This is a genomic window from Halopiger aswanensis, assembly GCF_003610195.1.
GTDB classification, from domain to species: Archaea; Halobacteriota; Halobacteria; order Halobacteriales; family Natrialbaceae; genus Halopiger; species Halopiger aswanensis.
On sequence record NZ_RAPO01000003.1, the window covers coordinates 693968 to 717857 of the forward strand.

Here is a 23890-nt window from a genome sequence, read left to right on the forward strand (position 1 = left end):
CACTCGTCTGCAGTTGCCGGTCGCCCCGCTTCGTTCTATCGGCCCGCCGGTTTCCCGCTCGAGTCCGGGACGGTACGGATTCGCCTCGCTTTCGTATTTATTTCCTCCCGCGCTCGAGCCGCGACCGATTGCCACACGCCTCAGAGGTGTGACGCCAGTACGGGCGCGACCGAGACGGCGCTGGCACCGCGTTCGATCGTGTCGGTGCCGTAGATCGCCTCGACGCCGGCCCGCGAGAGCTTCGCGTACGCGTCGCGGGCGAGCAGCGGATGGACGCAGGTGACGAAGACGCGGCCGACGCCGCGGTCCGCGAGGACGCCGACGGCCTCGCTCATCGTCGACCCCGTCGCGATGATGTCGTCGGCGACGACGACGTCCCGCCCGCTCACGTCGACGTCGCTGGGCGTGATCTCGACCTCGGTCCCAGAATGACGGGTCTTCTCGAAGTAGTCCGTCTCGCCCTCGCCGTAGGCGTCCCGGACCGTCTCCGCGAGCTCGATCGCACCCGCGTCCGGAGAGAGGAAGACCGGATCCTCGAGATCGGCCGGCAGCGGCTCGGCCAGCCGGCCGGCGGCGTCGACGGCGGTCGCCGTCGGCTCGAAGAACTCGCAGACGGCCTCCTCGTGGGGATTGACGGTCAGCACGCGGTCCGCGCCGGTCGAGATCGCCCGTGCGACCGCCCGCGCGGAAACTGGATGGCCCGCTTCGAAGGCCTCGTCCTGGCGGCCGTAGCCCATGTACGGGAGGACGGTGACGACCTCCTCGGCGCCGGCCTCGCGGGCGGCGTCCTGCAACTGCAGGAGTTCGACGTGGGCGTCGCTCGAGACCGTCGAGGCGACGATTACCGCCCGGTCGGGATTCGAATCGGCATCGGCGAGGCCGGGGACGGCCGCGAGCAGTTCGCCGTCGGGAAACCGGTCGTACTCGACGGCGGCGAGCGGTTCCTCGAGTTCGGACGACAGCGCCGCGGCGAGGGCCTGCGACGCGGATCCGCTAACGATCATATTCGGGAGGACAGTGCGCGGGGTAAACCCGCTTTCGTTCTCGCGGTCCGCGTTCTCGGCGGGCCGAACTCGAGCGGTGGCTCACTCGTCGTCGCCGGTCGCAGTGTCGGCTGCTCCATCGCTGTCGAAGCTAGTGCCGCCGTCGCCGCAGGGACCGCCGTCGGTGTCGCTCAACATCTTGAGCGCGCCGCTGCGATCGATCATGGCGACGAGGTTGAGACAGGCGGGATCGTTCCACTGCTCCGGTTCGACCTGCGTGAGGTCGGCGCCGTCGAGGCGGGCCATCAGCCGGAACGAACCGGCCTCGGTCGGCCAGTCGCGCTCGAGTGTGGTGCCGTCGCCGGCCGCGAGTTCGTGGGTGGTCCAGTGTTCGATTTCGCCGTCGAACTCGACGAGGACGTCGACCGTGTGCGAGCGGTCGTGGACGTTCTCGATGCTGATCTCGCCGAGGGCGGTACCGTCGGCCGCGGAGTCGCCACCGTCGTCGGTGTCGGTGTCGCCGCTGGAACCGGACTCTCCGCCGGAATCGGCGGCCGAGTCGGCGTCGCCGGTTCCATCGTCGTCGTTTTCGCCCTCGTCTTCTGGGTTGGTTCCGTCGGAGTCGTCGCTGGCGTCGCTCGAGCAGCCGGCTATCACACCCGCGAGTGCAGTGCCGGCGCCGGCGAGCAGTCGTCGACGCGGTAGCGCTGGCATGTACGAGTCACTGCAGTTCGGGTAGTTAACTTCCCGTCAGACGCGCGGCTGACGACACGGTCACTCGAGGACGCGACTGACGGCCCGGTCACTCGAGGACGGGCGCGCCGATTGCGAGCCCGGTCGCGTCGGTTACGCCGATGGGATGGGGGCGCCACGCTACCGGCCCGTCGTCGCTCTCGTCCTCGTCGAGCGCCAGAAACGAGCCGCGGTCCGTGACGGCGTAGACTGCGTCGCCGTAGCCGACGGCGACGATCGACTCCTCGGGTCCCTCGCGTTCGGTCCACTCGTCGTCCGCGAGCGTTCGGACCGTACCGGCCGCCGAGACGGCGATCGCGCGCGTCAGTCGGCCCGGTTCCGTCCGCGGATCCGCGGCGACGGCGTCGAACGCGCCCTCGGCCAGTTCCATCCAGCCGTTGCCGAGTTTGTACAGCCCCTCGGCGGTCGCCGCCAGCGGGACGCCCGCCGCGGAGACGTCGCGGACGTCGGTCAGCCCGACGTGATCCAGCCCGCCGCCGTGAACCCGGTAGACGCCGCTGTCGGTCCCGATCAGATCGCCGTCGATCGCCCGCACGGTCGCGACGGTCTCGTCCTCGAGCGTCTCCCACTCGCCGCCGTCGCGCTCGGGGTGCCAGCAGGCGACGGTCCCCTCGGGACCCGCTGCGACGAGGTCCGTCCCGTCGTAGCCGACGGCGACCGCCTCGCCGAAGCCGGTTTCCTCGAAGGTGAGGCCGTCGTTTCCATCCCTCTTTTCTTCGGCTGCGTCCGCAGCCGACTGGGACGAGGCGACGCGTACGTCCGTATCGGTCGCGATCGCGACCGCCTCGCCGTCTACTGTCGTCGCGACATCGCGTGCGTCGCAGCGCTCGCAGAGGCTGAATTCGCCGACGGCGTCTCCGGCGACGCGGACGCGGACGACGCCCATCGAACTCGCGACGTACGCCTCGAGCGCGCCCCCGCGGTCGCCGTAGACCCGCTTCTCCTCAATCGAATCCATACGAATACGTGGGCGGCGGCGCCCGAAAGCGTTCCGTCTGCGTCGTCCACGCCGTCATCGCTCGTCGCTGCGGCCGATCGCGGTCCGTGGTGACGCGCTGCGCACGCTGTGGCGCTCCGGAATTCCTTTGAGGGGGCCGGTAAGACTAGCGCCTGATGGAAGTGTTCGGATCCAGCGGGACGCGCGGCGTCGCGAACGAGGAGCTGACGCCTGCGTTCGTCCTGCGCGTCGCGAAAGCAGCCGGAACGGCGTGGGGGGCCGACCGGGTGGGGATCGCCCGCGACACGCGATACACCGGGCGGATGTTAGCCGATGCGGCGGCAAGCGGCCTCGCCAGTACGGGCACCGATGTCGACCGGCTCGGCATCATTCCCACGCCGGGTGCACAGTCCTACGCCGAACGCGAGGGCGTCCCCGTCGTCGTCATCACGGCCTCGCACAACCCGCCGCAGTACAACGGCGTCAAACTCGTCGGCCCCGACGGCATCGAGCTCTCGATCTCGGATCTCGAGACGATCGAGGAGACGCTGCTCACGGAGTCGTTCGCGGTCGCCCCGTGGGACGAGACGGGCCGCGTCCGCGAGGTCGACGGCGTTACCCGCGACTACGTCGACGAACTGCTCGCGGCGGCCGACCGCGAAACGATCGCGGACGCCGACCTCACCGTCGCGCTCGACCCCGGCCACGGCGCCGGCGCGCTCACCAGCCCCGAGTTCTTCCGCGAACTGGGCTGTCGCGTCGTCACCGTCAACGGTCAGCCCGACGGCCACTTCCCCGGCCGCGACCCCGAACCCGTGCCGGAGAACCTCGCGGACCTCGGGCGGCTGGTCCGGGCGACCGACGCCGACATCGGTATCGCTCACGACGGCGACGCCGACCGCGCGATCTTCTTCGACGAAACCGGCGAGTACGTCGAGGGCGACGCCACCCTCGCCGCGCTGGCGGCCGCCGAACTCGAGGCCGGCGACACCACGGTCTCCGCAGTGAACGTTTCCCAGCGGCTCGTCGACGTCGTCACCGACGTCGGCGCCGATCTCGAGCTGACGCCGATCGGCTCGACGAACATCATCACCCGCATCCGCGAACTCGAGGCCAAGGGCGAGCGCGTCCCGATCGCGGGCGAGGGCAACGGCGGGGTCTTCTTCCCCGGGTTCCGCCTCTCGCGCGACGGCGCGTTCAGCGCCGCCCGGTTCCTCGAACTCGTCGCGGAGCGGCCGGTCAGCGAGATCGTCGCACCCTACGGCGGCTACGCCAATATCCGGCGCAACATCGAGTACGAGTCGACCGCGGAGCGCGACGCCATGCTGGATGCGGCCGCGAACCACGCCCACGCCGCCGACGCCGAACTCAACACGCGCGACGGCTACCGGCTGGATTACGGCGACGCGTGGGTGCTGGCCCGCCCCTCCGGCACGGAACCGCTCGTGCGCATCTACGCCGAAGCCCGCGACGCCGACCGCGCGACCGAACTGGCCGACGAGATGTACGAGACGCTCGCCGACGCGAAAGCCGACGCGTAATCCCCGTTTTCTTTGCCTGCAGTAGGTCTTTCCGTCCGTTCGTCGTGTCCGCAACTGAGGAGACCGTGTGGATCGTGATCGGAACCGGACGGGACGGACTCGAACGGCTCGAGGCGGATGACCGACCGCGATAGTCAGGGGGCAGCCGACCTCGACAACGGCGGTCACGATGACGGTAGCAGTCACAGCCCCGACAGCGACGGCGACGGGGACGGACGAACTCAGACTGATAGCCCGCCGGCATCACAGCCCGATTCGCTGCACGCCACGGACTCCCGATTGGATGACCTGCTGCAGTGGCTGTTCCTGTACGGGAATCGGATCGCTTTCTCGAGCGCGCTGCTGGTCGGCGTCTTCGTCGCCTGCCTCCTGTTGATCCGCGTCCAACTCATCACCCCGGCCGAGGCGGACGATATCACCGCCATCGCCGCTGCGCTGATCGGCGGCATGCTCCCCTTCATCACCGTCGTCCTCGCGATCAACCAACTCATCCTCTCCGCGGAGTTCGGTACGACCGGCGCGTTCTTCGAACGTCTCGAGGCGACCCGCGACTATCGGCGGACGATCGAGGATCACACCGGCACCCAACCGAGTCCGGCGGAACCGTCCGATTTTCTGCGAGTGCTGATCGAGGCGAAGCGGCGGACGGCGCTCGGACTCCAGAACATCTGTCGCGGCGCGCCCGACGCCCTCCGGGCCGACGTCGAGGCGTACGTCTCGATGACGATTCCGCGAGACGCCGAGGCCATCGCCGCCCTCGATGATGCCACGTTCGGCACCTTCGACGTGATCTCGGTCATCCTCCACTACAACGATCCCTGGCAACTCCAGGAGGTGCGCCAGCTTCGGTCGACCCACCGCCACGCGCTCTCGGCGGCCGCCGAGAACCAACTCGATCGGCTCGAGGACCTCCTCGGCGACATCCACGTCGCTCGGCAGTACTTCAAGACGGTCCACATGCAACAGGAGTTGGCGGACCTCTCGAAGCTCCTGCTGTACGTCGGCTTTCCGACGCTGCTGGGCGGCTCGTTCGTCGTCGTCGCCTACGGAAACCTCCTCGCGCTGGAGCTACACCCCTGGGTCTACGTCGCGGTCGTCAGCACGACGATCACGGCGCTGTTCAGTCCCTTCGCCGTGTTGCTCGCGTACGTCCTGCGGATCGCGACGGTCGCGCGCCGCACGGCCGCCGACTTCGGCCCGTTCGTCCTACAGGAGCGGGTTCCGGGCGAGGACCTCGAGACCGAGAGGAACGACGGAGAATAATGGACTCGAGCCTGGCGCGTTGGCCTCGTCAAGACCGCAACTCGCTCCCGTACCGCGCGCCGACCCGCTCGGTCGCGAGCAGGATCCGGTGCGCGATCACGAGGACGACGACCGTACAGACGATCAGCGCACCCTCGAGCGGCGCAGAGAGCAGGCCGAGCGAGACGATCAGGGTCGTCGCGCAGGCGGGCGGGTGGCGGGTGTCGGTCGCGAGCATGCCGCCGGCGGTCAGGGTCGTCGCGACGACGCCGCTGGCGGCGAGGCGCAACCCCGCGAGCGAGCCGGGATCGGTCGCCGTCGTCATCGAGACGCCGGCCCCGAGCAGGTGATAGGCGAGCAGGCCGGCGGCGACGCCGATCGCGTGGCCGCCGATCACCCGGCGGGGCGACGCGGCCTCGCTGTCCTGAAAGAGCGCGAGTACGAACGCGGAGGGGCCGAGGCTCGGAAACAGCATCGGCAGCCCGGTGAGCCACGCCAGCGCGGCCGTCGTCGAGATGAGCAGGCCGGTGTGGAGCGTCGTCCCCGTCCGGTCGTCCATACCGGCCCCTTGTCGCTCGACGTGAAAACCTCGGCGTTTCACCCTCGAGTCCGGCCGCTCCGCCGATCGCTACGGAACGATCGTCACCGGAACGGTCGCCTGCCGCGTCACGGTCTCCGCGACACTGCCCAGCAACATTCGGGAGACGCCCGAGCGGCCTTCGCTCCCCATGACGATCTGGTCGACGCCGCGCTCCTCGGCGAACTCGAGGATCGCCTCCGGCGACTCGCCGCCGATGACGGTCGCTTCGACGGACCGCCCGTGATCGTCGGCGATCGAGCGGACGTCCTCGAAGAGGGCGGGCTCGGCCCCGCCGTTGCCGTCGGCGTCGGTTAGCTCCGGACCGCCGCCGTAGCCCGCCTCGAGGTCGTCGACGGCGTGGACGACCGTGATCTCGTCGTCCGGGTGGATCGAGAGCGCGTGCTCGAGGGCTGCGCGGGCGGTTTCGGAGTCGTCCATCGGGACGAGCAAGTGACGGGTCATACACCGCCTTTCGAGCGCGATTCGGAAAGTGATCGGGGTGACCGAACCGTTCCCGGTGCGATCTAGTTGCTGGATTTAAGAAAACCGCACCCGAACTGGCCGAAACGACCCGTTCGACCGCCCGCTACCCACGACCGATGACCGACACCGGCCCCACACCCGATTCGAGTTCGAGTACCGCCGATGCCGACACCGAGACCCACTGGTCGGATCACGTTCGTATGCTGGCGTACGTGACGTTCCTCCCGGCGATTGTGTTTCTCGGCCCGCTCGTCGCGATCGCCGTTTTCGCGCTCGTCTGGCTGTTGCTTCCCGATCCGAACGCGGAAGAGCAGTGACCACCACACCTGCACCCGCACCCGACCGGATTCCCGTCTCGCGAGCGCCGGTCCGGACTACACCGGATCGTCGACCTCGAGCGCCGCTTCGAGCGCCCGCTTTTCCTCGCGGAGCGCCTCGAGTTCGGCCGCGACGCGGCCGTCGGCCAACCGCTCGCGTTCTTCGGGTGTTAGCTGGACGACCGCCTGCGCCGCAGTTTGGAGCCGCGCGTAGTCGATATCGGGATCGGTCAGCAACGCCCGAACGTCCCGAAGGGCAGCGACGGTGTCTTCGTCCGCGACGCGCTCGACGAACGGTCGGTACTCCCGCGTCCGGCGGCGGAGGACGCCCGCCGGCCCCGGCGGCCAGTCGATCGTCAGCGGTTCGGCGTCGATTCCATCGAGGAAGGTTCGCTGGGTCGCGACGCGGCGCTTGAGCCGGTCCGCGTCCGCGACGTAGTGTTCGAGTTTCGACCGCGAGTAGTCGGCGTACTCGAGCAGTTCGGGGATCGTGTACTCGCCGTCGGCGCTGGTGTCGACGTACTCCTGCAGATCCTCGGGTGGCTGGTGGTACTCGACGAACGGGTACCACCGGCTCCGCTCGAGCAGGGCGAACACCTCGCGAACCGACGCTTCCTGACGGTACTGCGCGAACGCCTCCTGAACCGCGTCGTTGTAGGTCTCGATCGGCTCGCGGAGGCGCTCGACCGGCGCGTCGAGGTCCGCGTCGCCCAACTCGAGCAGCCGCTCCTTGGACGCGATCTCGTCGCCGATATCGCGGCGGCGCTTGGCGGCGTCTTTCCGCGCCGCAGCGAGGGCCTCGCGGGCGGCCTCGCGCTCGTCGAGCAGGTCGGCGAACGTCGCCGCCGGCTCGAGGGCCTCACGGGCGCGCTCGAAGTCGGACTCGCTGAGCCGGCGCTTGTCGATGGCGTCTAACGCGTCCTCGAAGGCGCCGCGAGCGGGGAGGTCCTCCGGCAAGTTTTCGACGAGCGTGGCGAACTGGCCCTCGAGTTCGACGTAGGCCTTGAAGTTCTCCTGGCCGGTTCCCGTCGCGCGGTCGACGTAGTCCTCGAGGAGTTTCGTCGCCGAGCGGTAGGCGTCGGCGGCCGTCTCGACGGTGTCCGCGCCGCGGTCCTCGATGCGTTGCTGTGCGTGGTCGAACCGCTCGCGAGCCGCCTCGAGCGCCTCGAGCGGCGTCGCGTCGGTCGTCGGTTCACCGGCACCGACGGCGTCGCCGGTGCGGTGAGACCCGTCGCGGTCGCTCATCATCCGTTACTCGTGGTCATCGTAGACCGCATCGGGGTCGAACACCTGCTCCCCGACGTTCTCGCCCTCGATCGTCCGGTAGAAACACGACCGGTGGCCGGTGTGGCAGGCGCCGCCCGCCTGCTCGACGAGATAGAGGATGGTGTCGGCGTCGCAGTCGACGCGGATCTCCTCGATCGTCTGTCCGTGGCCGCTCGTCGCGCCCTTCTCCCAGAGTTCGTCCCGGCTGCGGGAGTAGTAGTGCGCGCGGCCGGTTTCGCGGGTTCGCTCTAAGGCCTCCGGGGAGACGTACGCGAGCATGAGCACCTCGCCTGTCTCGGCGTCCTGTGCGACGGCGGGGACGAGTCCGTCCTCGCCGAAATCGACCGCAACGGCGTCGTCCATGTCCGTGTGGATGTTCGTCGGAGCGATAGGTCTTTTGCCGCGATCAACGCGTGGTCGCTTCCTGCCGGCGGCGATCACGCGTCGTGGTGACCTCCCCGTTCAGCCGCAGATGCGTCGAAGTGCAGCCAACTCCAGTAGAATCATGTAGACCCTATTCGATGCTCTCCATAATTGATGATCGGGGATCGCTATCCCGCCGTGTCGCTGCACAACGTCGCCGAACTCGCCGCTCCGGAGTGGGCCGCGGACGGCGACCAACTCTGTCGCGTTCCCGAATCGGTGGGCGCGGCGTTAAACGTCAGCGCCCGCGAACGGGTTCGCGGCCCGACGAACAGCGAACTCCGCTTCGTGCCCGAGCACGACGAAGCGGCGATCGAAGTCACGCTCTCCGCGGCCGACCGAACGCGAGTATGGCCGTTCTGGGGCGAGTTCCGGCCCTGGCAGCCGTTCGAAATCGGCCCCGAACCCGCGACGCACGCGTTCAGCGTCCCCGACCGACTCGCGAAACTCGAGGCCGGTCCCGATGTCGACACCGGCCGATTCGACCCGCGGGTCTGTCGGCTTCGCTTCGAGCGCGCCCCGTCGGTCGCCGTCCACGACGTCGCGGGCGACTGCCGGCCGCCGACGACCGCCGAACTCCCCGAGCGGCGGTACCTCGCGTACGGCACCTCGATCACCGAGGGGGCCGCGTCCTCGGCGCCGCACCTGAACTACGTCAGTCACGTCGCCCGCGAAATCGACGCCGACCTGCTGAATTTCGGCTGTTCGGGCTCCGCGTACTGCGAGCCGGCGATGGCCGACTACCTCGCGAGCCGCGACGACTGGGACGTGGCGACGCTCGCGCTCTCGGTGAACATGGCGAACCGCGGGTTCACCGTCGACCAGTTCCGCGAGCGAGCCGACTACTTCGTGAACCGGATCGCGGCGGCCCACCCCGAGAAACCGATCGCGTGCGTGACCCTGTTCCCGTACTTCGCGGACGTCATCGAGGGCGGTGACGCCCGGCGGGCCGGCGACTTCCGCGCCGCACTGCGCGAGGTCGTCGCCGACTCCCCGCACGAGAACCTCTCGCTGGTCGAGGGGACCGAGTTGATGGACTTCACCGGCCTGGCCGCGGATCTGCTCCACCCGGGCGACACCGGCATGGAAGCGATCGGCGAGGGACTGGCCGCTCACCTCGAGGCGCGACTCGAGTAACGGGCCGGCCGATCACGCAGCGATTCTGGGCGGCCCGCTCGGTGCGTCGCTTCGACTGTCACCGGGTTCGAACGGTATTCGATCCGTTACAGTCACGACTCGATTACCTCTCACGCAGCGAGACAGTCGCCAGCCGTTATCAGTGCCCTCGTGGTCCCGGCACGTATGAGCGACTCGCGGACCAAACTGACACGGCGCGGCGTCGTCGCGCTCGCGGCGGCCGGGCTCGCCGGCTGTATGAACAGCGACGAGACCGCAGACGAGGGCAACGGCACGGAGAACGGAACCGACGCCGAAGCCGATACCGGCGATGGCGACGGTGACGAATCGCCTGACGGGATCGACAACCCCGCAGACGCAGTCGGTGGCGAAACGCCACCGGAGCTGGACGTGCCGGCGCTGCACGCGTGGCTGGTCGACAGCGAGTTGGTCACCGACGGCAACTGCCGATTCGATTACACCCGCACGATCCCCGAGGACTTCGGGTCCAACATGCCGTCGTTCCTCAGTGTTTCGCCCGCGACCGTCGACGCCCACCTGTTCCAGTCGTTCAGCCAGGTCTTCATCGGTTCGTTCGACGCGGAGACGATCGTCGAGAACGCCGCCGACGCCGACGCGTTCACGGTGACCGGCGGCTACAGAGGGTACGGCGTCGTCGAGCACGACGGCGACGGCCCGCCCATCGCCGTCGGCCGCGACGCCCTCGTCGTCGGCGGGGACTACGAGCAGCGGATCGACGCCCGCTACGGCGACGGCGAACGCCTGCCGGAGCAGGATCCCGAGTTCCAGCGGCTCTTCGAGGAGTTGCCCCACGAGAACACGATCTCCGGGCAGTACGACAGCCCCGCGGACGAGGACGTCACCGTCGAGGAAATCTACCTCTGGGGCGTCTCGGGCGAATCACCCGACGCGGAGACGATGACGTGGGTGTTCCTCTTCGAGGACGAGAGCGCACTGACCGAGGACGTGCTGGCGGAACTCGAGAACATCTCCGGCGGCGTCGAGTCCTCGGCGATCGACGGGCGGATCGCGCGGGTCGTCGGCGCGCCGCCGAACCTCGAGTCGGCGTACGGGGACGGTGCCGCCGGATCCGGTGCGGGCAACGAATCCGAGTGAGACGGCCCGACTGAAACGGCCCGGTCGAGACGCTCCCGACTCGATGTCGACTCGAAACGCCGCAGGAAAATCGCGATCCGATCGGGTTAGATCGACGGAGACCCGTTATCGCGGTTAACTCGTGACGATCAGGACTGGCCGTTCAGCGTGATGTAGTTGACGCCGATGATCCGCTCGTCGTCGTTGAGCTCCGCCTTCGCCTCGTCGGGGACCTCGCTGTCGACGTTGTAGACGGTCAGGGCCTCGCCGCCGTGGGCTTCGCGGGCGTTGAACATGCCGGCGATGTTGACGCCGTGCTTGCCCATGACCGAGCCGATGAGGCCGATGACGCCGGGTTCGTCGGTGTTGCGCGTGACGACCATCTTGCCGTGCGGGATGGCGTCGACGCGGTAGCCGTCGACGCGGACGATGCGCGGGTCGTCGCCCGCGAACAGCGTTCCGTCGACGGTGACCGCGTCGTCGTCGTTGCTCACCGTGACGGAGATCAGGCTCTGGAAGTCCTCGGCCTGCCGCGTTTTCGATTCGGTGACGTCGACGCCGCGGTCTTCGGCGATCTGGGGCGCGTTAACCGCGTTAACCTGCCACTCGAGCGGTTCGAAGACGCCCTTCAGGGCGGAGGCGGTGACGAACTCGACGTCCTCGTCGGCGATGTCGCCCTCGTAGGTGACTTCGACGTTCTCGATGCGGCCCTCGAGCAGTTGGGCGGCGACCTTGCCGGCGGTCTCGGCGATGTCGATGTAGGGCTCGACGCGCGGGAAGGCGCTCTCGTCGATCGAGGGCGCGTTTAGAGCGTTCGCGACGGGTTCGCCGACGAGCGCGGCGTTGACCTGTTCGGCCGTCGAGGTCGCGACGTTCTCCTGGGCCGCCTCGGTCGAGGCGCCGAGGTGCGGCGTGACGATGATCTCGTCGTGCTCGAGCAGCGGAGAGTCCGCGGACAGGGGCTCCTCGGCGAAGACGTCCAGCGCGGCGCCGGCCAGCGTGCCGTCCTCGACCTTCGCCGCGAGGGCGTCCTCGTCGACGACGCCGCCGCGGGCGCAGTTGATGAGGTAGCCGTCGCCGAGCATGTCGAGTTCGTCCTCGCTGATCAGCCCCTCAGTTTCGGGCGTCAGCGGGGTGTGGACGGTCAGGAAGTCGGCCTGCTTCAGGCTCTCCTCGAGGTCGACGAGTTCGGCGCCGATGCGCTGGGCGCGTTCCTCGCTGATGTAGGGGTCGTAGGCGACGATGTCCATACCCAGCGAGTCGAGTTTCTTGGCGACCTCCTGGCCGACGCGGCCGAGGCCGACGACGCCCAGGGTCTTGCCGTTGAGTTCGGCGCCGAGGTAGTCGCTTTTGGCCCACTCGCCGTCCTTGAGGCGGATGTGGGCCTGCGGGATCGATCGGGCGGTCGCGAAGGCCATCGCGACGGTGTGTTCCGCGGCCGCGCGGACGTTGCCCTCGGGTGCGTTCGCGACGATGACCCCGTGGTCGGTCGCGGCGTCGATGTCGATGTTGTCGACGCCGATGCCGGCGCGGCCGACGATCACTAACTCGTCGGCGGCCTCGAAGACCTCCTCGGTGACTTCCGTCCCCGAGCGGACGATCAGCCCGTGCGCGTCGGAAACCGCCTCGAGGAGGTCCTCGCCCTCGAGTTCGTAGCCCGTTTCGACCTCGTGGCCGGCGTCTCGGAGTGCGTCCAGACCCGCGTCGTCGATGGGGTCCGTGACCAGAACCTTCATGCGCGAGACAATCAGGTCGAGCAGGTAAACCCTTCCGTTGTGTCCCCAACTGGCAAAAACTACCTCGCAGCGGACAGTATTGATGCGGATCCGAGTTACAATTCCGCGCAGGCGGCGGGTCGCGCACCCGACCGCGAGTCGGGCGATTTCGAACGACCCGGCGACGCGACGGCTCGCGGTCGCTCGCCGACGCCGCCGCTGGGTCGTACTCGAGTCAGGATCTCGAGATGAAACGGGCGGGTCCAGCCGTACGGATCAGTCTCGAGTCCGCGTCTCTTCGCGGCCGTCATCGCCACCGTTCCATCCGTCTTCGTCGTCCGTCGCCCGCGGAACGCGGATGGTCACGCAACTGCCGCCGCCGGTTCCGTCGACGCCCGACTCGTACTCGAGGTCGCCGCCGTACTCCTCGAGCACCAGCCCGACGAGCCAGAGGCCCAGGCCGTTTCCGTGGTCGAGTTGCGTGATCGGTTCCTCGTTGAAGATCCCTGTGCGCTCGGGTTCCGGAATGCCGGGGCCGTTGTCGATGACGCGGATTGCGATGTCGGTCTCGGCGGTGGCCACGTCGACCTCGATCTCCGGCCGTTCGTCGGTGTGGCGGACGGCGTTATCGATCACCTCCTCGAGAACCGTCTGGAGTCGGGAGTCGGCGGCTGCGATCGTCGGCCCCGCCGATTCGGTGCGGTCAGTCACCGAGATCACGCTTTCAGGGTATTGATCGCGGAGGTCAGCAATGACCTCGGCGAGGACGTCCTCGAGGACGACCGGTTCGCGGGGTTGCTCGCCGCCGAGAGTCGCGGCGGCCAGTTCCTTCGCGGTTTCGTTCGTCTCGATCAGTTCGGTTGCGGTCGCCGCGATCTCTGCGACGTACGCACAGAGATCGTCTGTACGGTCGACGGGCGGTGAGTTTGCGTCCGCCTCTCCGTCTGCACTCTCGCCGTCGACCTCGCACTCGAGTTCCTCCAGCAGCAACTCCGCGAAGCCGTGGATCGCGTTGAGGTCGTTTCGCAGGTTGTGCCGGAGCAGCCGGTGGAGAACCTGCAGGTGCCGCTCGCGTCGCTTGAGGGCAGTCACGTCCCGGCCTTCCACGACGAGCAGTTGCGGCGCACCGCCGTCGTGGTCGATCGGCCGGATCGAGAAGTCGATGACGGCGGTCCGGTTTTCTCCCCGGACCCGAAGCTCGTCACGGAAGAAATCGCCGTCGCTGGCCCGGTCGACGCCCGTCCGAGCGACCGTTCGTCCCGCCTCGTTCGCGGCGAAACAGGGCGCCTCCCACAGCGGGTTCCCGACGACTTCCCCGCGCTCGACGCCGGCGAACTCCAGGGCCGTCCGGTTGACCTCGAGGATCGTCCCGTCGGGCTCGAGGAGACCGGTTAGCTGGTACGTGTTGTTGAAAACCGCCTCGAACCGCCGTTGGCGCTCCTTCCGGTCGGAGATGTCCCGGAAGAGGCCGGTGAAGATCCGCTGGCCCTCGTAGCTGTGCTCGCGGAGGCTCACCAGCACCGGCACTTCGTGGCCGTCCTTGTGCAACGCCGGGAGTTCGATGCCGCCCCAGTCGATGTGCTTCTCGCCCGTCCGGAGGTACTTCTCGAGGCCGGCGGCGTGAGCCGGGCGGAGCCGCTCGGGGATGAGCACCATCTTCGACTCCCCGATGAGTTCGGCGGGCTCGTAGCCGAGGATCTCCTCGATAGCCGGATTCGCAAAGAGGATTCGGCTGTGTTCGTCGATGGTCAGCAGTCCTTCGGAGGTGTTCGCTACGAGCTGTCGGAAGAAATCGCCCGCGTCGAACGGCGACGGCGGCGACTCGAGGGAGTCGGCCGCAGGCTGTTCGGCGGATGGTGGTACCCCGTCGTCAGTCACGCAGGAAGTACTCCCTGCAGCAGTCATATACTTGTGGCTTCAGGTCGACTCGTCGCGGGGTCGAACTGTCGTCTCCGTCTCTCGCTCTCTCCCTCTCTCGAGTCCGTACTCCCCTCGCCGTCGCGAGTCGGGCGCGAACGAGAAACCTGAACTGGTTTATTCCGGGCCGCACAATCGGCGGTCGATGACAGTCGTCGCTTTCGACTTCGACGGAACGCTTTCGGACTCCGAGATGACGGTCCTGCTCGGGCAGCGCTGCGGGGTCGCCGAGGATATGGCCGAGATCACGGAACGCGCGATGAACGACGAGATCGGCTACGCCGAGAGCCTCCGCGAGCGCGCGGCCCTGCTCGAGGGCCTCGCCGCCGAGGAGGCCGAAGCGGCCTTCGACGAGGTCGTCCTCCGCGAGGGCGCGGCCGACCTGATCGCCGAGCTGAACGCGGCCGGCGTCACGACGGCCATCCTCACCGGCGGCTTCGAACGGGGCGTCGCCGCAGCCCTCGAGCGCGAGGGCGTCTCCGTCGACCACATCGTCTCGAACCGCCTGCCGATGAACGCCGACGAAACCGAACTGACCGGCGCGGTCGAGGGGCCGCTGATCGAGGGCACCAAGGACGACGCCCTCGAGGACCTGGCGGACGACGTCGGCGTCGCCCTTGAGGACACCGTCGCGGTCGGTGACGGCGCGAACGATCTCCCGATGCTCAAGGTCGCCGGCCTCGCGATCGGCTTCGACCCGAAGCCAGCGGTCGAGCCCCACTGCGACGTCGTCGTCACCTCGATGGCCGACGCCCGCGAGGAACTCGTCGCGGACGGCGTGCTCGAGGACTAACGCTCTCCGGCCGCTCTCGCGTTCTACTGGGCTTTTTCTCTCGGATACCGACCGACGTTGGGATATGCCAACGGTGCGTTCATTGGTTCGCTCGCCGATACCTCTCGTATGCGCGAGTTCGCTTTTACGATCACCTACGAGCGGGGTGCGGACCATCTGATGGACGTCTTCATCGAGCACCCCGGACTGTACGCGCGGACGATCTCCTGTCACGCGACGACGGACACGATGTGGCGACTGGACGAGGTGACCGGCCCTGCCGAGGCGCTATCGGTCTACGACGACCGCCTCGCGGACCTCTCGCGGTGTTCCAGCCTGCGCGGCATGGGCGGCTGTCCGATCGACTGGCACTACGAGACCCTCGCCGAACGACCGACACGACGGCTCATCTACTCGCGCCAGTCGGAGGGCGAGGGCTGTCGCTCCGTCCCGTACCTCGCCGCGAAACACCTCGGCGACGGCGCACTCTGTCGCGCCGAACAGCACGGCCACGAGTACAAGTGGCGGATCCTCGCCGAAGACGACGCCGCGGTCCGTCCCGTGTACGAGGAACTCGACGCCAATCTCCGGGACGGCCTCTCCCTCGAGTTCGAGCGCGTCACCGGCGAGACGGAGTGGCCCGACGACCACGCCGGGGGCGCCGAACTGCCCTACAAACAGCGCGAGGCCCTCGAGTTGGCCGTCGAGCACGGCTACTACGAGACGCCGCGCCGGATGTCGATCCAGGAGATCGCCGAGGCCGAGGACATCCCGACCTCGACGCTGCAGTACCGACTGACCCGTGCGGAAGCGTGGCTCGCCGAGACCTTCGTCTCGACCGACACCGGCGATCCCGTGGTGCAGGCGATGACGTCGGCGAGCGACGACTGACGGCTCGAGGGCGAGGGCTGCCGATCTCGAGGCCCATCCGTCATCGCACCCGATCGCTCGTTTTCGACTGCTAGTCTGATGCCCCGGTAACTACCGACGTCGCTAAACCGCCCGCTGAGCACGCTATTGCCGAACGTTACCGAACGTGATACCCCTCCGGAACGAGTTGGAATGTGCCGAACCAATCTCCATTCCGATGCAGCCGGTACGGTAACTCGAGTCAGATCATGTCAACTGACGACCGATCGACGGACGAGTCCGGCGTCTCGCGACGCAACTACCTCGGCCTCGGCGCCGGCGCGCTGGCGGGCCTGTCGTTCGCTTCCGTCGGCAGCGCTGACGAAAGGGAGAAGAGCGGGACAAACAAGGGCAACGCCCGCGGGAACGGCGCGGGTGACCGCCTGCTGATCACGAACGGGACGATCGTCACCGTCGACCCCGACCTCGGGATCCTCGAGAACGCGGATTTGCTCGTCGAAAACGGGCAAATCGAGCGCATCGACGGCAACATCGATGCACCCGCTGCGGCGACGATCGACGCCGGCGACGCCATCGTCGCGCCCGGGTTCGTCAACGCCCACCTGCACACCTGGCAGGCCGGCGTCCGCGGGGTCGCCGGCGACTGGTCGTTCATGGAGTACCTCGAGACGATGCTCGGGGAGATCAGCGGCCACTACGAGCCCGAGGACGCCTACCTGGGCAACCTCTTCGGCGCGCTCGAGCAGCTCAACGCCGGCGCGACGACGATCCTCGACTGGTTCCACATCGCCAACTCGCCCGACCACACCGACCGGGCGATCGACGGCCTCGAGGACGCCGGCGTCCGCGCCGTCTTCGCGCACGGCCCGCCGGGGGACGACAGCGCGACGTGGTGGGAGCAGAGTACGGAGCCCCACCCCGACGATATCCGCCGGCTCCACCGGGAGCGGTTACCGGCCAACGACGGTCTGCTGACGCTGGCGATGGGCATCCGCGGCCCCGACTACTCGACGGACGAGGTCGTGACGCAGGACATCGAACTCGCGCGCGAACTCGGGATTCCCGCGTCCATGCACATCGGCTCGCTCGGCCCCGGCGGGGTCGAGACCCTCGAGGAACTCGGGCTGCTCGGCGACGACCTGAACTACGTCCACGCCAACCGGCTCACCGAGCGGGAGTTCGAACTCGTCGGCGACTCCGGCGGCTCGGTCTCGGTCACGCCGGAAGTCGAGATGCAGATGGGGATGGGGATGCCGGCGCTCCGCCAGACGCTCGACGCCGGCGCGATCCCGTCGCTCGGCGTCGACATCGTCTCGAACGTCAGCGGCGACATGTTCGCCCAGACCCGCACGGCGCTGCAGACCCAGCGCGCGCTCGACAACCAGCCGACCGTCGAAGCCGGCGAGCAGGTCGCCGACCTCTCGCTGACCGCGCGGCAGGCCCTCGAGTTCGCGACGATCGAGGGCGCTCGCGCGCTCGGCCTCGAGGACCAGGTCGGTTCGCTGACCCCTGGCAAGCGGGCGGACGTCGTGCTCTTCGAGACGGACGACATCACCACGACGCCGGCCCACGATCCGGTCGAAACGATCGTCTTCCAGTCCGGCATCGAGACCGTCGATACGGTGATCGTCGACGGGACCCTCGTCAAGTACGACGGCGACCTCATCAACCCGGCCGCCGAGCGCCGGCGCCACCAGCTCGTCCGCTCCGGCCGCCGCATCCTCGAGGAAAGCGGCCTCGAGACGCTGGCGGAGTCCGTCGGAACCCGCGGTCGAGGTCGCGATCGTGGACGGGGACGCGGCTGGGGACAGCACGACTCCTAATCGAGAACTACCCGACGGTCCGGCGTGGTAACCCGATGTAATAGCAGGTTATTCGCCGGCCGTCCCAGCCGATCCGGATCGCTCACCGAACCCTCCGAAATCGGCGACAATCAGGCCTAATTACCCATTTCAATACCGAGCGAGTTATTAACTCGTGACCGAGTAAGTAGTTTTGATGATGTGGCAAGATCTCGTCTTCATGCTCGGAAGCGGCCTCTCGATCGTCTTCCTCGCACCGACCCTCCGAAACGCGAACGCGAACGTCCCCCTCGGGACCAGCATCCCCTCGATGGGCATCGGGTACGTCTACGCGACGACCTTCTTCACCCTCGGGATGACCTTCTCCGCCGCCGGCGCGTTCGCCGCGGGGACGATGTGGTCGCTGATCGCCCTGTTCCGCTCGCCGGCGTCCCACCAGTTCCGGACCTCGGTCGCGCTCTTCGCCCACGACCTCTCGCGCTGGTTCGACCGCCGTCGCTCCGAGCACACCGTCGCCGCCGAACAGTACTACTCCGAATAATCCGACTCCCGTCGCTCGCCGTCTGCGGTTCTCCGCCGCCGCTTCGCTCGCTTTCCTCTCCCTCTCTCGCTTCCTACTCTTCCTCACCCACCGACCTCGAGCCTCGACCCGTCGCAGTGTCGCTTCGACGCGCTATTCCGCCGTCTCCTCGAGCCACGCCTCGATCTCGTCGGCCAGCGCGCCGCGGCGGTGGATCGTCCCCGTCGAGAGATCGACGACGGTGCTCTCGGTGCCCTGCGTCTCGCCGCCGTCGAGGACGACGGCTTCGTCTCGCACCTGCCGGCCGATCTCCGCGACCGTGCGGGCGCTGGGCTCGCCGCTGACGTTGGCGCTGGTCGACGTGATCGGGCGCTCGGCGGCCGCGAGCAAGGCCATGGCGGGTTCGCAGTCGGGCACGCGGATGCCGACCTGTTCGCCGCCCGCGGTCAGCACGTCCGGGACGACCTCCCGGCGCTCGCAGAGGACCGTGACGGGTCCCGGCAGGAACTCCGCGGCGAACGCGCGTTCGCGCTCAGTCGCCTCGATGTATCCCGCTTCAATCGCCGTCTCGAACGTCGGCACCGCCAAGGAGACGGGTTTCGAGCGATCCCGGCCTTTCACCTCGAAGACGCGCTCGACGGCGTCGGCATCGAGCGCGTCGGCAGCGAGGCCGTAGACCGTCTCGGTCGGGTAGACGACGAGGCCACCCTCGCGGATCGCTTCGCCTGCGCGCTCGAGCGTCTCAGCGTCGATGTCGGGGTCGCCGTCGAAGTCGAACTCGAAACCGGATTCGTCGGCGTTCATACGCGGTACTCGCGTCGGTGCGGCCAAAAGCGTACCGTCACGCGGTGCCGCGAAACGGCAGAATAAGCCCCGCGCAGCGCTCGGATCGCCGCTACCCGCGGATCACTCGAGGCCGAACCGCTCCTCGAGGTCGTCGTAGTCGGGGAAGTCGGGCCAGTCGGTCCCGACCCAGGCGTCCTCGACGGTCAGGTCCTCGCCGACGGCGAAGACGGCGGGTCGGGGCTCGGTGATGCCTGCCATCCCGTCGAGGTCGTGGTCGATGCCGTAGTCGCGGGCGACGTCGGCGGCCGGATCGGCGAAGACGGTGAACGGATACTCGTTGTCCTCGAGGAATCGCTTGACGCCGTAGGGGGTCGACGCCGTAACGCCGACGACGTGGGCCTTCTCGTCCCAGCCGCGCTCGGCGAGTTCGTCCCAGACGTACTTCGCGAGGAACGACCCGGTCATCGGCGTAAAGACGACGATTGTGCGGCCGTGTTCGGCGACCAACTCCGAGAGGCTGCGGTTCTCCCAGTACTCGTCGGTGACCAGCGGCCGGGTGAAGTCGGGCGCCTCGTCGCCGGCCTCGGGGTTGTCCGCGGGGCCGAGATCGACGACCTCGAAGTCGGGCATCAGACCTCACCCCCGTCGGTTGCGGTCGCGCCGTCGCCGTAGGTCGACTCGAGGTACTCCACGATATTCGCGCTTTCCGCCATCGTGATGCCGGTGTTCTCGTCGACGACGACCGGCACCGTCCGGACGCCGGCGACGCGCTTGACGACGTTCCGGTCGGAGTGCATCGGTTCGACGAACCGCGACTGGTACTCGAGGTCGAACTCGTTCAGCAGGCGGGCGACGCGCTCGCAGTACGGGCAGCCCTGCAGCCGATAGAACGTGATCGGCGGGTCGTCGCTCGCGGTGGTGGGAGCACTGGTGCTCGACATGTGCGGCCGTTCGGCCACAAGCGGCGTAAACGTGTCGTCGCCGGTGATCGACGCGGGCGAACCCGGAAATGGTAAACGGTTAACCGATAGGGTTCCAATGCACACCATCAATGGCGTTGTCTCCGCTGCTCGAGGCCGTGCTAGCCGTCTACGATGTCCCGATCGTGGACGTTCGACTCGCGCTCGACGAGTCGACGGTGACGATCGTCGGGACGATCGCAGTCGCCGTGCTCATCGCGCTCTCGGGATTCTTCTCCTCCTCTGAGATCGCGATGTTCAACCTGCCGAAACACCGCATCGAGGGAATGGTCGAGGACGGCGTCGAGGGTGCGTCCCTCGTCAGGGATCTGAAGGACGATCCCCACCGGCTCCTCGTGACGATTCTGGTCGGCAACAACATCGTCAACATCGCGATGTCCTCGATCGCGACGGCGATCCTCTCGATGCACTTCGGCGGTCTGGTCGGCGTGTTGCTGGCCACGTTCGGGATCACCGCGCTCGTGTTGTTGTTCGGCGAGAGCGTCCCCAAGTCCTACGCGGTCGAGAACACGGAAACGTGGTCGATCCGCATCTCGAAGCCGCTGAAAGCCACGGAGTACTTCCTCTATCCGCTGATTATCGTCTTCGACTACCTCACCCGGCAGGTCAACCGACTCATCGGTTCGACCGGCTCGATCGAGTCCCCCTACGTCACCCGCGACGAGATCCAGGAGATGATCGAGTCCGGCGAGCGCGAGGGCGTCCTGGAGGAGGAGGAACACGAGATGCTCCAGCGCATCTTCCGATTCAACAATACGATCGTCAAGGAGGTCATGACCCCGCGGCTGGACATGACCGCGGTCCCGAAGGACGCCAGCATCGACGAGGCCATCGAGACCTGTATCCAGAGCGGCCACGCCCGTATCCCCGTCTACGAGGGCAGCCTCGACAACGTGATGGGCGTCGTCCACATCCGCGACCTCGTGCGCGATCTCAACTACGGCGAGACCAACGACGGCGACCTCGAGCTCGCGGACCTCATCCAGCCGACGCTGCACGTCCCCGAGTCGAAGAACGTCGACGAACTCCTGACCGAAATGCGGGAAAACCGGATGCACATGGCCATCGTCATCGACGAGTTCGGCACCACCGAGGGGCTGGTGACGATGGAGGACATGGTCGAGGAGATCATCGGCGAGATCTTGGAGGGCGGCGAGGAACAGCCGATCGAGGAGATCGACGACCGCACGGTCCTCGTTCGCGGCGAGGTCAACATCGAGGACGTCAACGAGGCCCTCGAGATCGACCTCCCCGAGGGCGAGGAGTTCGAGACCATCGCCGGCTTCATCTTCAACCGCGCGGGCCGACTGGTCGAAGAGGGTGAGGAGATCACCTACGACGGCGTCCGGATCACCGTCGAGGACGTCGAAAACACGCGGATCATGATGGCTCGGCTGACGAAACTCGAGCAGGAGCGAGCCGAACCGGGGGCGGATGGGGACCCGGCGGAGGCGAGCGAGTCGTCGAACGGCAACGCCGATACCGGCGACGTGACGGACAGTACGGTCGAGTAGCGGTCCGATCGCAGTTCTCGCAGCCGAGTTGACGCAACGAAATAGACGCGCGGCCGCGCTCGTCAGGCCTCGGGCGCGCTCGAGTTCCGCTCGACGTACGATTCGATCTCGGCGGCGATCGCCGGCGGCACGACGATCCGTCGCGGCCCGGCGACGTACTGCCCGCCCGGCTGGGCGTAGTCGAGCGTCACGACGACGGCGTCGCCGACCGGTCGCGTGGAGACGGTCCGAATCACCGAGAGATCGATCGCCTGCTCGGGTTCGTAGAGGTAGATCACGCCCTCGTCGGGGTCGAACGCGCCGACCGACTCGAGGAACGACGAACACACGAGCGCGCCGAGCGCGAGCGGAATCGTCAGCGCCGCCAGCCCCGTAAACGGTCCCGCGCCGAGGTCGCCCAGTAGGTTGTTCTGCGAGACGTACCGACCGATGCCCATCAGGGTCACGATGATCGCACCCATCGCGATCGCACCCAGTGCGGCGTCGGCCGCCCGCTGGAGGGCCGGCCCCGACGGGGTCGAGAACGGGAGTCGCTCGAGGTGACTGCCCGTATTATCGCTCACAACGAGCGCGAAGATCGTTACGAGAATCGCCGCGAACAGCGCGACGACGATGGATTGTCCGCCGATCTGTCCGGTGAGGTCGTAGAGCCGCCAGAAGACGATAATCGTGATGACGGCGAAGAAGGTGCCGACGCCGAGCGACCACAGGAGTCGGATCGCGCGCGACGTCGTGGCGTCGCGTCGCCACTGAAGCAAGTCGTCCGGATCAGCGGGGGCGTCCGCGTCCACGTCCATATCGGAAGTCGCCAGCGCGCAGGTAAAGACCGTTCGGTCCGCGCACACGTACCCCCGGTAGTCGCGGGCCGGACGACGACCACCGGCGCCCTACAGCAGGAGCATATCGGCGGCGGCGAACCCGGCGTAGGACACGATGATCGACCCGGCCAGCGACCCGATCCACGCGAGGACGGTGTAGGCCATCTTGCGGCCGCTGACGCCGCCGCCCGCGCCGGCGGCCGCGTAGCCGCTCCCGATGATCGCGCTGACGATGATCTCGTTGAACGAGACCGGAATGCCGAACAGGACAGCGGTCTGGGCGATCATGAAGGAGGGGATGAGCGCGGCGATCGATCGGCGCGGCCCCAGCGAGGAGTAGTCCTGCGAGATCGCCTTGATCATCCGCGGCGCGCCGGTCCACGAGCCAAGCAGGAGTCCGAATCCGCCGCCCACGAGGAGCGCGGGGAGCGGCAACCCGACGTCGCCCGACAGCGGAATGAGCGGCCCGACGGCCAGCCCGACCTGACTGCCGCCCGCGGAGAACGCGACCAGTCCGCCGAGCACCAGCAGGAAGTGGCGCTCGCCGCGCTCGAGGCCCCCGCGGAGGTCGAGCGCGATGACGCCCGCCCACAGCGCCGCGATCACGACCGTCACCGCGGCGGCGCCGACGAGCGCCGAGCCGGGGAGCAGGTCGGCCGTCGCGCCGGCGATCGAGTCGCCCCCGGCCTGGCCGGGCTCGAGGATCGCAAACTCGATGTTAGCGACGAGGACGCCGACGAACGCCGCCAGCGCCATGATCAGATACGATTCGTCGACAGGTTCGGCGCGGAGCACGCGCGCGATCCCGTACGCGAGGCCGCCGCCGACGAACGGCGTCAGGATCCACAGCGCGGCGATTTCGGTGTACTTCGCCCACGCCGGCGCGCCGCCCATCGCGAGTCCGACGCCGATGACCGCGCCGGTCACCGTGAAGGCGGTCGCGATCGGATACCCCGCGAAGACGCCGATCGCGACCAGCGCGGCCGCGATCGTCAGCGCGATCGTCGCGGCCGGCGGGGACAGCGTCACGCCCTGAATAAGCTCGGCGCCGACCGCCTCGGAGACGTTCGCTCCCTGTAACACTGCCCCGACGAAACCGAGCAGCCCGACCAGAAAGCCGGCCCGCATCACCGAAATCGCGTTGGCCCCGACTGCCGGCGCGAACGGCGTCGAACCGCTCGAGCCGGCGCCGATCGCCCAGGCCATAAATAGACTGGCGACTGCGGCTACCAGAAACGTCGCAATCGTCGCGGGTTCGACCATCTACGGGGTTCTATTTGTCGATCCTACAAGTGTGTGCCGACCTCGAGGCGCGCGAAGCGGGTCGAATCGTGTCACTGAAAGGTGACGATTCAGGTCACCACCCCGGTTTTTCGGGATGATCGGGCAGAAACGACGGTATCGAATCTTAACACCTAAACCACCTCCTCGGTAGTATT

24 protein-coding genes are annotated in these 23890 nt (G+C 68.0%); 10 read left to right on the forward strand and 14 right to left on the reverse strand.

Annotated elements, in window-relative coordinates; translation table 11 throughout:
• Positions 1 to 140: 140 nt before the first annotated feature.
• From ATJ93_RS17380 to ATJ93_RS17390, 3 genes are all read right to left on the reverse strand, one after another.
• On the reverse strand, positions 141 to 1004 hold the full coding sequence (locus tag ATJ93_RS17380; RefSeq protein WP_120245911.1) for a ribose-phosphate diphosphokinase: 864 nt from the start codon (positions 1002 to 1004) through the stop codon (positions 141 to 143).
• A gap of 81 nt (positions 1005 to 1085) precedes the next feature.
• A complete protein-coding gene (locus ATJ93_RS17385) occupies positions 1086 to 1697 on the reverse strand; it encodes a hypothetical protein (RefSeq protein WP_120245912.1) in 612 nt (203 codons plus the stop codon).
• Between the two features lie 88 nt (positions 1698 to 1785).
• Positions 1786 to 2694, reverse strand: coding sequence for an HVO_0234 family beta-propeller protein (locus tag ATJ93_RS17390; protein WP_120245913.1), 909 nt, complete (start codon positions 2692 to 2694; stop codon positions 1786 to 1788).
• 155 nt (positions 2695 to 2849) lie between these two features.
• Between ATJ93_RS17390 and glmM the strand changes: the two genes are divergently transcribed.
• Together glmM and ATJ93_RS17400 are read left to right on the forward strand one after the other, a co-directional pair.
• A complete protein-coding gene (glmM, locus tag ATJ93_RS17395; protein WP_120245914.1) occupies positions 2850 to 4214 on the forward strand; it encodes a phosphoglucosamine mutase in 1365 nt (454 codons plus the stop codon).
• A 117-nt stretch (positions 4215 to 4331) separates the two neighbouring features.
• Positions 4332 to 5477, forward strand: coding sequence for a hypothetical protein (locus tag ATJ93_RS17400; RefSeq protein ID WP_245977629.1), 1146 nt, complete (start codon positions 4332 to 4334; stop codon positions 5475 to 5477).
• A gap of 28 nt (positions 5478 to 5505) precedes the next feature.
• Here ATJ93_RS17400 and ATJ93_RS17405 read toward each other — a convergent pair whose 3' ends face one another.
• Both ATJ93_RS17405 and ATJ93_RS17410 read right to left on the reverse strand, forming a co-directional pair.
• Positions 5506 to 6015, reverse strand: a complete 510-nt coding sequence (locus ATJ93_RS17405; protein ID WP_120245915.1) for an HPP family protein — start codon at positions 6013 to 6015, stop codon at positions 5506 to 5508.
• A gap of 69 nt (positions 6016 to 6084) precedes the next feature.
• Positions 6085 to 6498 carry a universal stress protein gene (locus ATJ93_RS17410; protein WP_120245916.1) on the reverse strand — a complete coding sequence of 138 codons (414 nt, stop codon included), beginning with the start codon at positions 6496 to 6498 and terminating at the stop codon, positions 6085 to 6087.
• Between the two features lie 137 nt (positions 6499 to 6635).
• Here ATJ93_RS17410 and ATJ93_RS17415 point away from each other — a divergent pair, with 137 nt between their 5' ends.
• A complete protein-coding gene (locus ATJ93_RS17415; RefSeq protein ID WP_120245917.1) occupies positions 6636 to 6836 on the forward strand; it encodes a hypothetical protein in 201 nt (66 codons plus the stop codon).
• Between the two features lie 57 nt (positions 6837 to 6893).
• Here ATJ93_RS17415 and ATJ93_RS17420 read toward each other — a convergent pair whose 3' ends face one another.
• Together ATJ93_RS17420 and hisI are read right to left on the reverse strand one after the other, a co-directional pair.
• Positions 6894 to 8081 (reverse strand): DUF7118 family protein, encoded by a 1188-nt coding sequence (locus ATJ93_RS17420; protein ID WP_120246048.1) that lies wholly within the window; start codon positions 8079 to 8081, stop codon positions 6894 to 6896.
• A gap of 6 nt (positions 8082 to 8087) precedes the next feature.
• Positions 8088 to 8465 (reverse strand): phosphoribosyl-AMP cyclohydrolase, encoded by a 378-nt coding sequence (gene hisI / locus ATJ93_RS17425; protein ID WP_120245918.1) that lies wholly within the window; start codon positions 8463 to 8465, stop codon positions 8088 to 8090.
• 174 nt (positions 8466 to 8639) lie between these two features.
• Between hisI and ATJ93_RS17430 the strand changes: the two genes are divergently transcribed.
• A complete protein-coding gene (locus tag ATJ93_RS17430; protein ID WP_120245919.1) occupies positions 8640 to 9662 on the forward strand; it encodes an SGNH/GDSL hydrolase family protein in 1023 nt (340 codons plus the stop codon).
• Between the two features lie 165 nt (positions 9663 to 9827).
• Positions 9828 to 10778 (forward strand): hypothetical protein, encoded by a 951-nt coding sequence (locus tag ATJ93_RS17435; protein ID WP_120245920.1) that lies wholly within the window; start codon positions 9828 to 9830, stop codon positions 10776 to 10778.
• 128 nt (positions 10779 to 10906) lie between these two features.
• Here ATJ93_RS17435 and serA read toward each other — a convergent pair whose 3' ends face one another.
• Both serA and ATJ93_RS17450 read right to left on the reverse strand, forming a co-directional pair.
• Positions 10907 to 12493 (reverse strand): phosphoglycerate dehydrogenase, encoded by a 1587-nt coding sequence (serA, locus tag ATJ93_RS17440; RefSeq protein WP_120245921.1) that lies wholly within the window; start codon positions 12491 to 12493, stop codon positions 10907 to 10909.
• A 255-nt stretch (positions 12494 to 12748) separates the two neighbouring features.
• Positions 12749 to 14377, reverse strand: coding sequence for a PAS domain S-box protein (locus tag ATJ93_RS17450; RefSeq protein WP_120245923.1), 1629 nt, complete (start codon positions 14375 to 14377; stop codon positions 12749 to 12751).
• A 157-nt stretch (positions 14378 to 14534) separates the two neighbouring features.
• On the opposite strand from ATJ93_RS17450, the gene serB reads away from it, so the two are divergent.
• The 4 genes from serB to ATJ93_RS17470 all read left to right on the forward strand — a co-directional run bounded on the left by serB (position 14535) and on the right by ATJ93_RS17470 (position 18374).
• A complete protein-coding gene (gene serB / locus ATJ93_RS17455; RefSeq protein WP_120245924.1) occupies positions 14535 to 15182 on the forward strand; it encodes a phosphoserine phosphatase SerB in 648 nt (215 codons plus the stop codon).
• A gap of 108 nt (positions 15183 to 15290) precedes the next feature.
• Entirely contained in the window at positions 15291 to 16052 is a 762-nt protein-coding gene (locus ATJ93_RS17460; RefSeq protein WP_120245925.1) for a helix-turn-helix domain-containing protein, read from the forward strand.
• 227 nt (positions 16053 to 16279) lie between these two features.
• On the forward strand, positions 16280 to 17854 hold the full coding sequence (locus ATJ93_RS17465; RefSeq protein WP_120245926.1) for an amidohydrolase family protein: 1575 nt from the start codon (positions 16280 to 16282) through the stop codon (positions 17852 to 17854).
• A gap of 175 nt (positions 17855 to 18029) precedes the next feature.
• Entirely contained in the window at positions 18030 to 18374 is a 345-nt protein-coding gene (locus ATJ93_RS17470; protein WP_120245927.1) for a hypothetical protein, read from the forward strand.
• 132 nt (positions 18375 to 18506) lie between these two features.
• Here the strand turns inward: ATJ93_RS17470 and ATJ93_RS17475 are convergent, their stop codons facing one another.
• From ATJ93_RS17475 to ATJ93_RS17485, 3 genes are all read right to left on the reverse strand, one after another.
• Positions 18507 to 19157: an L-threonylcarbamoyladenylate synthase gene (locus ATJ93_RS17475; RefSeq protein ID WP_245977638.1), complete on the reverse strand. Its 651-nt coding sequence runs from the start codon at positions 19155 to 19157 to the stop codon at positions 18507 to 18509.
• A gap of 102 nt (positions 19158 to 19259) precedes the next feature.
• Complete coding sequence (locus ATJ93_RS17480) at positions 19260 to 19769, reverse strand: redoxin domain-containing protein (protein WP_120245928.1); 510 nt, start codon at positions 19767 to 19769, stop codon at positions 19260 to 19262.
• Entirely contained in the window at positions 19769 to 20080 is a 312-nt protein-coding gene (locus ATJ93_RS17485; RefSeq protein ID WP_120245929.1) for a glutaredoxin family protein, read from the reverse strand. The genes ATJ93_RS17480 and ATJ93_RS17485 overlap by 1 nt, the downstream gene beginning before the upstream one ends.
• A 110-nt stretch (positions 20081 to 20190) precedes the next feature.
• Here ATJ93_RS17485 and ATJ93_RS17490 point away from each other — a divergent pair, with 110 nt between their 5' ends.
• Positions 20191 to 21633, forward strand: a complete 1443-nt coding sequence (locus tag ATJ93_RS17490; RefSeq protein WP_120245930.1) for a hemolysin family protein — start codon at positions 20191 to 20193, stop codon at positions 21631 to 21633.
• 62 nt (positions 21634 to 21695) lie between these two features.
• Here the strand turns inward: ATJ93_RS17490 and ATJ93_RS17495 are convergent, their stop codons facing one another.
• Both ATJ93_RS17495 and ATJ93_RS17500 read right to left on the reverse strand, forming a co-directional pair.
• Complete coding sequence (locus ATJ93_RS17495) at positions 21696 to 22430, reverse strand: hypothetical protein (RefSeq protein ID WP_120245931.1); 735 nt, start codon at positions 22428 to 22430, stop codon at positions 21696 to 21698.
• 90 nt (positions 22431 to 22520) lie between these two features.
• Positions 22521 to 23714, reverse strand: a complete 1194-nt coding sequence (locus tag ATJ93_RS17500) for an inorganic phosphate transporter (protein WP_120245932.1) — start codon at positions 23712 to 23714, stop codon at positions 22521 to 22523.
• Positions 23715 to 23890: the final 176 nt, after the last annotated feature.